Origin of the sequence: Liquorilactobacillus ghanensis DSM 18630 (assembly GCF_001435235.1) — a bacterium.
In the GTDB taxonomy this organism is placed as follows: Bacteria; Bacillota; Bacilli; order Lactobacillales; family Lactobacillaceae; genus Liquorilactobacillus; species Liquorilactobacillus ghanensis.
On record NZ_AZGB01000025.1, the window covers coordinates 1 to 12,333 of the forward strand.

General features: G+C 37.2%; 12 protein-coding genes, 1 tRNA gene and 1 other annotated feature. Of the genes, 3 read left to right on the forward strand and 10 right to left on the reverse strand.

Annotated elements, in window-relative coordinates:
• Positions 1-300 precede the first annotated feature (300 nt).
• The 3 genes from tyrS to FC89_RS09800 form a co-directional block, all read right to left on the reverse strand.
• Positions 301-1,551, reverse strand: a complete 1,251-nt coding sequence (gene tyrS, locus FC89_RS09790; RefSeq protein WP_057872382.1) for a tyrosine--tRNA ligase — start codon at positions 1,549-1,551, stop codon at positions 301-303.
• Between the two features lie 48 nt (positions 1,552-1,599).
• Positions 1,600-1,790 (reverse strand) — a binding site (T-box leader).
• Positions 1,791-1,819: 29 nt separating this feature from the next.
• Positions 1,820-2,287, reverse strand: a complete 468-nt coding sequence (locus FC89_RS09795; protein ID WP_057872383.1) for a Fur family transcriptional regulator — start codon at positions 2,285-2,287, stop codon at positions 1,820-1,822.
• 107 nt (positions 2,288-2,394) lie between these two features.
• Positions 2,395-3,576: an acetate/propionate family kinase gene (locus FC89_RS09800; RefSeq protein ID WP_057872384.1), complete on the reverse strand. Its 1,182-nt coding sequence runs from the start codon at positions 3,574-3,576 to the stop codon at positions 2,395-2,397.
• A gap of 137 nt (positions 3,577-3,713) precedes the next feature.
• Between FC89_RS09800 and FC89_RS09805 the strand changes: the two genes are divergently transcribed.
• Both FC89_RS09805 and apf read left to right on the forward strand, forming a co-directional pair.
• The gene (locus tag FC89_RS09805; RefSeq protein ID WP_057872385.1) at positions 3,714-4,613 is read left to right on the forward strand and encodes a magnesium transporter CorA family protein; all 900 of its coding nucleotides are present in this window, start codon (positions 3,714-3,716) and stop codon (positions 4,611-4,613) included.
• Positions 4,614-5,042: 429 nt separating this feature from the next.
• Positions 5,043-5,771, forward strand: a complete 729-nt coding sequence (apf, locus tag FC89_RS09810; RefSeq protein ID WP_057872386.1) for an aggregation-promoting factor — start codon at positions 5,043-5,045, stop codon at positions 5,769-5,771.
• A gap of 141 nt (positions 5,772-5,912) precedes the next feature.
• Here the strand turns inward: apf and FC89_RS09815 are convergent, their stop codons facing one another.
• The 6 genes from FC89_RS09815 to FC89_RS09840 all read right to left on the reverse strand — a co-directional run bounded on the left by FC89_RS09815 (position 5,913) and on the right by FC89_RS09840 (position 10,973).
• Positions 5,913-6,572, reverse strand: coding sequence for an alpha/beta hydrolase (locus tag FC89_RS09815; RefSeq protein WP_057872387.1), 660 nt, complete (start codon positions 6,570-6,572; stop codon positions 5,913-5,915).
• A 170-nt stretch (positions 6,573-6,742) separates the two neighbouring features.
• Complete coding sequence (locus tag FC89_RS09820) at positions 6,743-7,144, reverse strand: hypothetical protein (protein WP_057872388.1); 402 nt, start codon at positions 7,142-7,144, stop codon at positions 6,743-6,745.
• Between the two features lie 27 nt (positions 7,145-7,171).
• Entirely contained in the window at positions 7,172-8,320 is a 1,149-nt protein-coding gene (gene wecB, locus FC89_RS09825) for a non-hydrolyzing UDP-N-acetylglucosamine 2-epimerase (protein ID WP_057872389.1), read from the reverse strand.
• Positions 8,321-8,526: 206 nt separating this feature from the next.
• Positions 8,527-8,600, reverse strand: a tRNA-Arg gene (locus FC89_RS09830).
• Between the two features lie 66 nt (positions 8,601-8,666).
• The gene (locus FC89_RS09835) at positions 8,667-9,947 is read right to left on the reverse strand and encodes a DEAD/DEAH box helicase (RefSeq protein WP_057872390.1); all 1,281 of its coding nucleotides are present in this window, start codon (positions 9,945-9,947) and stop codon (positions 8,667-8,669) included.
• Positions 9,948-9,962: 15 nt separating this feature from the next.
• Positions 9,963-10,973, reverse strand: a complete 1,011-nt coding sequence (locus tag FC89_RS09840) for a Gfo/Idh/MocA family protein (protein ID WP_057872391.1) — start codon at positions 10,971-10,973, stop codon at positions 9,963-9,965.
• 261 nt (positions 10,974-11,234) lie between these two features.
• Between FC89_RS09840 and FC89_RS09845 the strand changes: the two genes are divergently transcribed.
• Positions 11,235-11,633 carry a DUF4828 domain-containing protein gene (locus FC89_RS09845; RefSeq protein ID WP_057872392.1) on the forward strand — a complete coding sequence of 133 codons (399 nt, stop codon included), beginning with the start codon at positions 11,235-11,237 and terminating at the stop codon, positions 11,631-11,633.
• A 74-nt stretch (positions 11,634-11,707) separates the two neighbouring features.
• Here FC89_RS09845 and FC89_RS09850 read toward each other — a convergent pair whose 3' ends face one another.
• The gene (locus FC89_RS09850; protein ID WP_057872472.1) at positions 11,708-12,280 is read right to left on the reverse strand and encodes a YiiX/YebB-like N1pC/P60 family cysteine hydrolase; all 573 of its coding nucleotides are present in this window, start codon (positions 12,278-12,280) and stop codon (positions 11,708-11,710) included.
• Positions 12,281-12,333: the final 53 nt, after the last annotated feature.

The following is a 12,333-nucleotide window of genomic DNA, read 5'->3' on the forward strand; positions in this document are numbered from 1 at the left end:
AGCAAGGCCCTGCACATTTGCTTATCGAAACTTTGTTCAGTTTTCAAAGGTCTACTATTTAAATAACATAGCTTTTAAATTATATAATATAAATCAAAACTAGTCAACAACTAATTTAGAATATTTATTTTTTAAAAGCTCAGTTGCTTAACAGCAACGTATTTAATAATACTATGCACTCTATATTTCGTCAAGGATTTTTTTCAATCTCAGCTGTAAAATTTACCAAGACACTAAAAAAAGCCAACTCCATTCCCGTTTTTATTAAATACGATAGGAATTTTGTCAGCCAATAATTAATTATTTAACTTCTGCTAAAAAGTACTTCTTCTTACCACGACGCACAATTACAAATTTACCGTCAAAATTAGCAGCCGGATCAATTTGATACTCTAAGTCGCGAATTCGTTCACCATTGATATAAATAGCACCATTAGTTATATCTTCACGAGCTTGGCGTTTGGATTTTTCAATTGTCGCCTGTACCAACCAATCTACAATGTTTTTTTCTTCCGAACTAACAGTTACAGTCGGCATTTTTTTAAATCCTTGCGCAATCTCTGCCGCCGTCAATTGTTTAACATCGCCAGAAAATAGCGCTTGAGAAATTCTTTCAGCCTGCTTGACGGCCTCTTTTCCATGAACAAACTCAGTGACCTCTTCTGCCAGTCGACGCTGTGCTTCACGTTTTTCTGGTTGTGTTTTAACTTTCTCAGCTAATCCGGCAATTGTCTCCCGGTCTAAAAAAGTAAAGAACTTAAGATATTTAATCACGTCACGATCATCTTGATTCAACCAAAATTGATAAAATTCGTACGGTGTAGTTTTTTCGGCATCCAGCCAAATAGCACCACCAGCAGTTTTCCCAAATTTGGTACCATCAGCTTTCAACATTAACGGAACCGTCAATGCATAAACCTGTGCCTGATTACCTTCCAATTTATGAATCATATCAATACCAGCTGTAATATTTCCCCACTGATCTGCCCCACCAATCTGCAGTTGCACATCATTGTGCTTATATAGATGGTAAAAATCAAGCGACTGTAAAATTTGATAAGTAAATTCGGTAAATGAGATACCAACTTCCAAGCGGCTGGAAATAACCTCTTTATTCAACATTGTATTAATATTAAATAATTTACCATAATCACGTAAAAAACCTAATAAATCAATTTTAGATAACCAATCATAGTTATTAAGAATTGTAATATTATCCTTACCAAATAATTTCTGCATCTGTTTTGTCTGGCAACGCTCATTGTAATGAACTTGTTCCATTGACTGTAAAACGCGTTCTGACTTTTTTCCAGATGGATCACCAATCGAACCTGTTCCTCCGCCGATTATAATATGTGCCCGATGTCCTGCCATTTGAAATCTTTTCAACATCATAAATGGAATTAGATGTCCAATATGCAAACTGTCACCAGTCGGATCAACACCGCAGTACAAGCCAACTGATTTTTCAGTCAATAATTTTCTTAAAGCCGCCTCATCAGACATTTGGTTAACTGCTCCACGCCACTTTAGCTCATCAATAATATCCATAATTTCCTCCTTAAATAAAAAAAGCCCCTCAAATCTCCAAATGAAGATCCAAGGGACGAAATATTCCGCGTTACCACCCAAGTTATCAGTAATTCTGATCAGCTTTTGTCATCTATATGGTGATGAATCCCACGAGCTCCATAGTGTAATTCAAGATTAAGACCGGCCTGACTTTCAGCTACCGTCAGGTTCCTTATTTCCAAGAATCAATCTCTACTGCGCTACTTCAACGCTTCTACTACAAAATTAAGGTATTTTACTCCAAATGTCAATCTAGATCAGCTTTTTCTTTGCGTAATTTTAATTGACATTCTGGACACAAACCATAAACTTCATATTGACTATTAAAGACTTGATAGCCGGTTTTTTCCATTGCCTCTGTTTCCAATCGCTTGTAGCTTTTATCAAAAACATCGACAATCTTATTACAATTAACACAAATCACATGATAATGTGGTTCTTCAAAATAATCATAACGCATGTGACCGCCGCTATCTGAAGCAATTTCAATAATCAAATTATGGTCAATCAGCAGCTGCAGCGTATTATAAACTGTTGCCAAGCTTACACTGAAACCATTACCTCTAACATAATTAAAAATCATTTCAATTGAAGGATGCTCATGAGATGTCATTAAATATGATAAAATAACTTGCCTTTGAGGTGTGTTTTTAATCTTGTATTCCCTTAACTTATTCGCAGCAGTCAACAGCGGTTTCTGTTCTTCTGCCATCATTCTGCAGCCCTCCTTGATGAGAAAATCATAATTGATAATTATTCTCATTTCATTATACGACTAACTTCCATTAAAAGTCTATTAAAAAAATCGCTCATAGCTATTGTTTATTTTGCAGCAGCCATTTGTTGTTTAATTTGTTGAATCATTGATAGTTCTTCATCCGTCGGGATAATTAAAATTTTAACGGTCGAAGCAGCAGTTGAAATAAGGCCCTCTTTTCCTGCCTGATTTAATTTTGAATCCAGCTGGAAACCTAAAACAGCTAAACGATTAACAATTTCTTGACGTAAAAGCACATTATTTTCACCAATACCACCAGCAAAAATCAACGCATCAGCTCCACCAAGTTCTGTAAAATAAGCGCCAACATATTTGACGATTCGATTAATAAAAATTTCAATAGCTAATCTAGCCCGCGGTTGTTCTTTGGCAGCAAGTAGATCACGCATATCCGGTGATATTCCGGAAATACCTAAAAGCCCGGATTTTTGATTTAAAATACGCAACACATCTTCAACTGAACAATTTAACTTTTTCATTAAGTAGGGGATAATTGAGGGATCAACGTCACCAGCACGTGTACCCATTGTTACCCCTGTTAATGGCGCAAAACCCATCGAAGTATCAAAAGCCTGCCCGGTCTTTTCTGCCGCAACCGATGCTCCACTGCCCAAATGGAGTGTGATCATTTTTAAATCTGCATAAGGCTTAGCCAGCAATTCAGCCGCACGTCGCGAAATATAATCATGACTGATTCCATGCTCACCATAACGTCGAATCCCGAATTTTTTAGTATATTCATAAGGTAGACTGTAAATAGCATTGGTTTCTGGTAATTTTGTGAAAAATTGACTATCAAAAACAGCATATTGCGGAACTTTTGGCAGTTCTTGTTGGACCAACTCAATATATTTGACTTCAGTCGGATTATGTAAAGGCGCAAAATCATTAAGTTGTTTCAATTCTGCAATTTTAGCGGCTGTCATCAATGTTGCTTGTTTAAAAACTGTACTTCCGGCAACTACTCGGTGCCCTACAGCTGCAATTTCACTTAAATCTGTTACAAATTTAAATGACTGCAGTTGTGAAAAAATAAGTTTGGCAGCTGCCGGATATGATAAGCGATCATGCTTTTCAGTTACTTTTTTCCCTCCATATTTAACAGTTGAGACTGAACCAGTCATATTAATTCTTTCAATTAAACCGGCTGCAATAACTGTTAAATCTTCAAAAAGCTTCCATTTCACCGACGAACTTCCAGCATTTATAATTAAAAATTTTTTCATCATAGTATCCTCCATTTGAAATTCTATTATATAACATCTAAATAATTCTTTCAGCATCTCTTAGTTGCATCAATCGTGCTCCTCCAACAAAAAAATGCTAAAATTTAACCAACAATCCAATATGAGGAGCTAATTACATGATTAACCGTTACTCAACTCAGCAATTTGAATGGTTAGACGTTACTGACCTGAATTCTGATGAACAACAGTTGCTGCTGGAAAAGCACCAAATCAAACAAGCAACTCTGGCTTATGCAACTGATACTCATGAACGAGCCCGTTATAGTCTTGACTTGCTTGATAATTCAGAAATGATTATTTTTAACATTCCGCAAGCCGACAAAGAGCATCCTAATCAGTTTACTATCAGTCCAATCACCTTTTTAATAAAGAATCAGACATTATTTTCCTTTCATAGTAAAGAAACCAGCGGCTTAATTAAAAAAATACTGGCAACTGAGTCTAATGATTTACCAGTCGACACTTTTGTACTGCGAGTCTTATTTGATGGTGTCCAACATTACCATCAAATAATTGAACACCTCTCTCAACAACGAGATGAATTTATAACTAAGCTGGATCACCGAATTCAAAATCGACAATTGATCGGTCTTTCAGAAATCGAAAAAAGTCTGGTATACATTTTAAGTGGCACTCAAACTAATTTACTACTACTAAAGAGCCTGAGTAAAAAGCATGCCGACTTAAGCAACAACAAAGATAATCAGAAATTAATCGCTAAACTTTTGGTTGAAGCCAAACAAGCTGAACAAATGGCTAAAATTTCATTAGATGTAACTGAACGATTAAGTGCTACCTCAAATAATCTGCTCAATAACAATTTAAATGATACCATGAAATTCTTAACTGTTTGGTCATTAGTATTGACAATTCCAACCATCACTACTGGTTTTTATGGAATGAATACTGTTTTACCATTTTCTAAAAACCCTCAAACTTGGGTGTTGATCTGTTTAATTACTTTGTTGTTGATGTTGTTAGTCTTATATTATTTAAAAAAGCATCGCTTTATTTAGTTATTTCAGCAGGTCATTAAATAACAATTATTACAAGTTGCCTAATTTTTGTAATATTTGCCTAAACTAGCGTGATTTTTTCTAAAAAAAATAAATTGCAACAATTAATTTGGGATGTTTGCAATTTTTCAAAAGAAATTTCGTAATATTAGGGCTATAAAATATAAAATATTTTATAATTCTGAACAGTTGATTGAAAACCGGTCTTATCAAGTTAAACGGCCATTCAAAAAGTAAATTCAGTCAAAAAGCAAAAATCATGTTACAAATGAAGCAGTTTTATTACAAATTCGGCGTAAAAAGTAACTTCACTGCTAATCGTTTGTTATATTCACCAGATATACTAGTCACTGTTGAATCGATTGGTTGACCACAAGTAATCAAATAACTTGTTGGTCTTGTCAAAAAAACAGGAGTGAATATAAACAGATGGACATAAAGAAAATTTTGTTATCAGCTGCAACAGTAACCGGGATGATGGCAGTTGGAACAGTAGCTGCTAACGCAGATACAGTAACCGTCAAGGCTGGAGATACAGTTTCCGTACTTGCCCATGAATATGGCACGACGGTTGATACTATCAAGCAATCTAACCAGTTACAAAATGAAAATTTAATTTTTGTTGGTCAAAAGTTACAGATCAATGGAACAGCAACAACAACTAATCAAGTTGCCCCAGCTGTTCAACAGCCAGCAACGAGTGTACAAAGCAGTACACCGTCTGCTACTCAGACACAGCAACCAGCACAGAGTACACAAAGTAGTACACCAGCTGCTGCTCAGTCTCAGCAACCAGCACAAAAAACACAAAGTAGCACACCAGCTGCCGCTCAATCACAACAGCCAGCACAGAGTACACAAAGTGCTCCAGCTGCCCCAGCTGCTAAACAAACACAGCAGCCAGCTACTACAACTACAAACACAACTATCTCTTTAAGTGATAGCAGCGCACGTGATTGGATCGCTGCTCGTGAATCAGGTGGTTCATATACAGCTACTAATGGTAATTACTATGGTAAATATCAATTATCTCGTTCATATTTGCATGGTGACTACTCAGCTGCTAACCAGGATCGCGTTGCCAACCAATATGTTGCAGCTCAATATGGTTCTTGGCAAGGTGCTGTTAGCCATTGGAAAGAATACGGCTGGTACTAAAATAATCAAGTGAAAATAATTTTCAAAGAGTTTTGAAGTCTTGGATGATTTCAAAGCTCTTTTTTTGTCTTTTTTCTCCTACCTTTTGACTCATAAAAAAAGAACTGCTGACGAAATAAGCAGTTCACTAAAAAATAAGTATTATTCTTTTTTACTCCAATTCAGCTTAGTCTCCCACTCATACGCATCCTGAATCATTTGTCGTGATACACTATGTCCAACATTGTATTCATGGTAAACCGAGCTGTTGGTGTATGTCTTAAAGAATTTCGCTAATTGACGCCCCATATCGAGTGAAACGATACTATCTTTGTTTCCTTGCGAAATGAAAACAGCAGTTGCAACTTCCTGTAATTTTAAATGCTGCTTAGCCCAATCTGAAAGAAAATCAGGCAATTTGCCACTTAAAACCAATGCAGCTTGCAGCCATTTAGGATGAAACGCCATCAACACTGTTGCTAATGTCGCACCTTGACTAAAACCAATTACTGCCAGCGGATGGTCTTCCAAGTGATTGCTTTTTAAAATTTCTTGTGTTTGTTCATAAATCTTCTGAGCTGCACTTTCTATTACTTCAGCTTCAGAACATTGATGGAACTCTGGAATATAATAAGCATAGCCATTGGTATATGGAACTGACCCTTGAAGATGCAATTCGATTACCTGTTGGTCAAAAATCGAGATCAACGGTCGTAAATCCAAATAGTTTGATCCTATTCCATGAAGCGTAATGACGACCGGTACATCTGTATGTGAGCTTAACTTTGAAGCTCCAATTAATTCATATTTTAAATCAACCATATTAACTCCCCCACAAATTGTATTGCTAATCAACCTGCTGACTGTTAACCAGTAAATCAAAATATACTTCTTTATTATGTATGCCAGAACAAACTATGTTAAATCTGTTCTGGGAAGCTCAGCTAAAGGATTCTTACTGAAGCTGTTTTTATACTCATTAAGACTAGTAGCTAATGCATATCTCGAAAATCATTTAGATCAAGAATCTTCTCCTGATCAGATAAGCTCTTTTGAAACTTTTCAGGATCCTTGGCAATCATGCATTTGATGTGCTCTAAACTGTCAATAATTTCCCGCAGTTCATCAACTTCACGCCGAATTTTTTCAATCCGTTCCGGGACTTGACTAACTGCCTGCAAATTAACCAGTTCTTCAACCATCTCTTGATATCTTAAAATTGCAAAAACGACGTTAATGTTAGAAGAAATCGTCCGCGGATTTTCTTGATCAGGGTTTCTTTCAATTAAATTAAATAACTCCGGACAGTAGCGTAATGAAATTGTGTAACGCGGAAAGTACCGATGAAAAACGTGTTCCTCGCATCTAAAGCCAAAACGATCTACATCTGTCACTGTTCTCTCCCCCTTAACAAACAGGCTTTAACCGATCCAATCAGTTGGCCTTTGCTGTTCTAATTTAAAATAGTATTCAATTGCGGCAATAATTCTTTCAGCAGCATGTCCATCACCATATGGATTAGCAGCCTTTGCCATTGTTTGATACAATTTTGAATCCTTAGCCAGTAACTGCTGCATCATTTCAGCTACCACTGTCCGTTTTGTCCCCACTAATTTCAGAGTCCCAGCAGTGATGCCTTCTGGACGTTCAGTCGTATCACGCAAAACCAGTACTGGTTTGCCCAAAGCTGGTGCTTCTTCCTGCACACCACCGGAATCGGTCATGATAAAATAGCTTTTAGCACATAAATTGTGAAAATCAATTACATCCAATGGTTTAACTAAATGAACACGCGGGTTATCTGCAAAAGCTGCTTGAGCCAGTGCTTGTACCTTAGGATTCAAATGAACCGGGTAGATAACTTCAACGGTTGGATCCTGATGCAATACATCATTAACAGCTGCAAAAACCTGCTTCATTGGTAATCCCAAGTTTTCCCGGCGGTGCATTGTCAATAAAATTAAACGTTGACCTGGAGCAATTTTAGTCAGTGTTTCATGTTGATAATCTTCACTAACCGTTTGTTTTAACGCATCGATCGCTGTATTACCAGTTACAAAAATTTTATCGGCTGAAATTTTTTGGGCTAATAAATTTTCCCGGCTTTTTTTCGTTGGTGCAAAATAAAGGTCACTCAAAACATCCGTTAATTGCCGATTCATTTCTTCAGGAAATGGTGAATATTTGTTCCAAGTTCGCAATCCAGCTTCAACATGACCTAATGGTATCTTTTCATAAAAAGTAGCCAAGCTAGCTGCAAATGTCGTTGTTGTATCACCATGAACTAATACAATATCTGGTTTAACCTGTTGCAATAGTTTTTCAAGTTTTTGCAAAACATTGGCAGTAATATCACTTAAAGTTTGATTTTGCTGCATCACTTGTAAATTATAATCAGCAGAAAGTTTAAATGCTGTCATTACCTGTTCCAACATTTCTCGATGCTGACCCGTTACCGTGACAATCGTTTCAAACTTATCAGGATGCTGCTGCAAAGAATAAATGATCGGCGCCATTTTAATTGCTTCTGGACGTGTTCCAAACACTGTCATTACTTTTATCTTCTTCAATTTTACACCTCAATGATTTTCGACTAGTAACCAGTTATTATTACCATTTTATTGTACTACAAAATAACAATGAATAACTTTTGAAGCAGATTTTTTATAGATTATTAACACAAAACTTTAACTTTATACTAAAAAAACGCAAGAATTGCCCTAATCTAACATTAGTCAACAATTTCACGTTTTATTTTAAATCAATTATTAAAAAATGCGCTTGATCGGAATCGAACCGATGACCTACCGCTTAGGAGGCGGTCGCTCTATCCTGCTGAGCTACAAGCGCAAAACATCAGCTGTAACCATTTAATTATAGAAATTAAAAAAACTGATGTCAACTGGAACTATAAACTTAGTGCAGCTTTTTAGGATGAAATCCCTTATTTTTACGACTGCGAATACGATTTTTGGACCGCTTTTTTGTAGCTTTTTCAACTGTTTTTTTCGATCTTTTGGCTGGTGCAGATTGTTTGAAAGACGATTGTACTTTGGCCTTGGCATGTTCTTTTGTCAACGGTTGATCCAAAGCTTGCTTGGCAACGATCTTTCCATAACTCAGTACCGCTTCTGTCACAGTATAGCCGGCTGGTTTGACCAATTGTTTTAAACTTCTAAAAGAGCGGTCATTTCCCAAGTTAATTACTTCACCTGGTTGGCCCATTCGACCGGTTCGCCCTACGCGATGAATATAGGCTGTCAATCCATTCGGCAAATCATAATTAACAACTGCCGGCAGCTGCGGTAAATCCAATCCACGGGCAGCAACATCAGTCGTCAGCAGCAATGGAATTTTCCCTGCCGCAAACTGCTTAATTGCATGTTGGCGCTGTGTTTGACGCTGCTGACTGTCCAAAACAGCAAACTCAATTTGATCATGCTGCAATCTTTGCGCAATCTCAGTAATTTCAGCTAATTGATTAATGAATACTAATCCTTGAAATCGTGGCTGTCGACCAAATTTACGCAAAATTTCATATCTTTTTCGCGTTGGGCAAATCAAAAACCAATGTTCAACTTTTCCTTGCGTCTGATCCTCTTGCCGAACATCAAAACGTTCAACTGCCTGACCAAACCAATGCGGCAAGTCATGTAAAATTGAACCATCCGTTGCTGAAAAAAAGGCTAATTGCAATTGTCCCGGAGCATGCGTCAGTAACTCACGGCAATCAATCAGCGTCTGCTCAGTTAATAATGCATCAGCTTCATCAAAAACAACAGTTTGCAATTGATGAAGTTTTAATTTTTTATTTTTAGTCAATTCCAGCAACCGACCAGGAGTCCCAACTACGACTTGGGGATGCTTTTTTAATTTTTCCTGCTGTCGCTTAACATTAGCACCTCCCCCCAAAGGTGTGACTGTCAGACCAAGTTTTAATTGGTTTAAGCACTCTCTAATTACCTGAGTTACCTGAGCTGTCAATTCCTGAGAAGGCGTAATGATCAACAACTGAGTTCCCTTCTCAACCGCGATTGTTTGCAATAAAGGCAGTACATAAGCTAATGTTTTACCCGAACCAGTCGGAGCTAATCCGAGCACATTTTTCCTTTGCTGCAGCGGTTGATAAACCCGTTCTTGAATCAGCGTAGGTTGTTTAAATCCCAATTGTTCAGTTAGTGTTACTAATTTTTCCATATTTACCTCTTTGTTTTAAATTTCCGCTAGCTCATCAGCTGGAAATTTGATCCCAGCAGTTTGACGCAAATGCGTCAGTAATCGATTAACTTGAACAGCAACTGCCAGCCAGTCTTCCATTTTTTGTTTGTTATCCAAATTAGCTGGATCAGTTAAAATCTCATTAAAATCACGAACTTCAGCCAACATTGGATTTTCCGGTGCGGCCTGGGCGATCAAATGTGACTGCTGCTGTTCATCCATTAAAGTTAGGCTGGTCAGCTCAGCTGGATTATCAAGAACTAGCGCTTCCTTCAAGCCGTAAATTTCACTTGGCAAATACGAATTAGCTGTTTTTCCCAGATTCAAGGTAACGTTAAAAGTCGTATAATTCAAAATAACAGTTCCACTGCCGTCAATTCCATTTCTTAACTTATATGGATAATAAGTTGCTTGTTGCGGATAACCAAACCAGCTAATGGCATTATAAGCCAGATATACTCCCAAGTCTTGCAGTGCTCCACCTGAAAAATCTAGCGAAAAAACATTTGGTTCTGCACCGGCTAAAAAAGCATCATAACGAGAAGAATACTTCATATAAGTTAAGTTTGCTCCTTGCAGCGTTGTAAAATGTTTGATTTGTTGAGTAACTGTTTTAAAAAGCGGCTCATGAAAATGCCGGGCTGCTTCAAAATAATACCGATTCGGATGTTGACGTAACAACTTTATAATCGACTTCATCTCAGCAGAATTAGAACAAGCCGGTTTTTCGACAATTACATTTTTACCAGCCAATAATGCTTGTTTTGCTTGCGAAAAATGTAAACTATTTGGTGATGCAATATAAACGACCGTGAAATTGCCTTGGGCAAAAAAGGTTGATAAATCAGTATAGATATCAATCGCCGTACCAAACTGTGCAGCAAATTGCTGCGCGGTTACAGATTTTCGTGAATAAACACTAGTCAGCTGCCACCCAACACTCTGAGCTGCCTCAATAAATTGTTTGGTAATCCAATTCGTCCCGATAATCCCAAATTTAATCATAATTCCTCCTCCTTGTATTATTAATTTTTGATAAACTAAGTTACTGTGCTTATTATACCAAAAATATCCTGTTCTTAATTTAAATAACAGTTATATCACAAACTTTTAACAAATTGATGGCAAGATTTCAGTGGTGTCAATTTAGAATTAAATTCAATCGTCAAACTACTTAAGCTGATTAAAAAATGGTATATTAGATGTGAAATATTAGATGTGAAATATCTAATATACTTAAATTTTATAACTGGAGGGGCAATTTTAATGATTCACAGCAATTCACAAAATGCAAATTTTTCCTTGCGGCAGCTAATTCGTCGTGCACGAGCCGGTAAACGTCTTTTTCACATTAGTTCTGCAGCTGTTGCCCCATCTTTTTATACTGGTCACTGGTACTTTAGTGATAAAGAAACCCATCGTGCACATCAGCTGGAAATCACAGCACACTTTGGTATTTTGATTGATGGTCAGCGGCTACCCGGGAAAATTGTCCGAGTCGATAACAAAGAATTATTATTTTTAGACAAGTACGGTTATCATCTGCGAATTGATGCCAGTGACCAGCATCCCATCAGCCTTTATGATGAAGCTGATAATCGGGTATATCCTGTCAGTCAAGCAGCTGATTGGGAAAAGGAGCAAGAGCAGCTAAAACTTAATTAAGTTCTTGCCGAGTTATAATTTTATTTTGTTAGGTTTGTTGCAACTATTTTGACCGGGATATTAAACCGGTTTTTTTATACTATTCGAGCAATGAATTTCAAATGTTGCGGAAATGTTTGTGCAATCAGGGAATTGGGGCTGCTGCCAAACTGTCCGACTGGTACCGACAATTTTAATTGCTGATAATAATCTTGCCATGCTGGCAAAATTTGCTTATCGGGCCCAAACTGCATCGGAATTGATTTAAATAATTTTGCTTGCTTAAAAATTGTGCAAATAAACTCTGAACAATAATAGCCTGGCTGATCGGCAATAAAACTAAAGTTATACGGTGATCCTAATAACTGTCGTGCTCGTTGAGCAACGGCGGTATAGTCAATTTGTTGACCTCGCAAACGATAAGCATCAACTCCAGTTTGATTTTCCTGTAAAAAATCAGCTAGTGCTTCCCGGCAGCATCCTTTTCGCGGACTAGCATGCATCACCCAAAAACAGTTTGCAGTTGCTTCTTCCAAAAAACCGACATGCGTGTAATTCATAGTTCTTTCAGTTGTCGTTATTTGTGTTGCTGCTGCAATCTGGCGTGACAACGCATCAGTATTATCTGTTCGAACAAACAATAAATCACCTGTCTTAAGTAAATTCAATGGCCATTCCTCACAATCATCAATGTAAACCAAGTAGAATATAAAGTTTACAA

What these genes read in the sequence shown, in the direction of transcription:
- tyrS (WP_057872382.1), bottom strand. Translation starts at nt 1,551, where the DNA reads ATGGATATTATTGATGAGCTAAAGTGGCGTGGAGCAGTTAACCAAATG.
- FC89_RS09795 (WP_057872383.1), bottom strand. Translation starts at nt 2,287, where the DNA reads ATGATGGCAGAAGAACAGAAACCGCTGTTGACTGCTGCGAATAAGTTA.
- FC89_RS09800 (WP_057872384.1), bottom strand. Translation starts at nt 3,576, where the DNA reads ATGAAAAAATTTTTAATTATAAATGCTGGAAGTTCGTCGGTGAAATGG.
- FC89_RS09805 (WP_057872385.1), top strand. Translation starts at nt 3,714, where the DNA reads ATGATTAACCGTTACTCAACTCAGCAATTTGAATGGTTAGACGTTACT.
- apf (WP_057872386.1), top strand. Translation starts at nt 5,043, where the DNA reads ATGGACATAAAGAAAATTTTGTTATCAGCTGCAACAGTAACCGGGATG.
- FC89_RS09815 (WP_057872387.1), bottom strand. Translation starts at nt 6,572, where the DNA reads ATGGTTGATTTAAAATATGAATTAATTGGAGCTTCAAAGTTAAGCTCA.
- FC89_RS09835 (WP_057872390.1), bottom strand. Translation starts at nt 9,947, where the DNA reads ATGGAAAAATTAGTAACACTAACTGAACAATTGGGATTTAAACAACCT.
- FC89_RS09840 (WP_057872391.1), bottom strand. Translation starts at nt 10,973, where the DNA reads ATGATTAAATTTGGGATTATCGGGACGAATTGGATTACCAAACAATTT.
- FC89_RS09845 (WP_057872392.1), top strand. Translation starts at nt 11,235, where the DNA reads ATGATTCACAGCAATTCACAAAATGCAAATTTTTCCTTGCGGCAGCTA.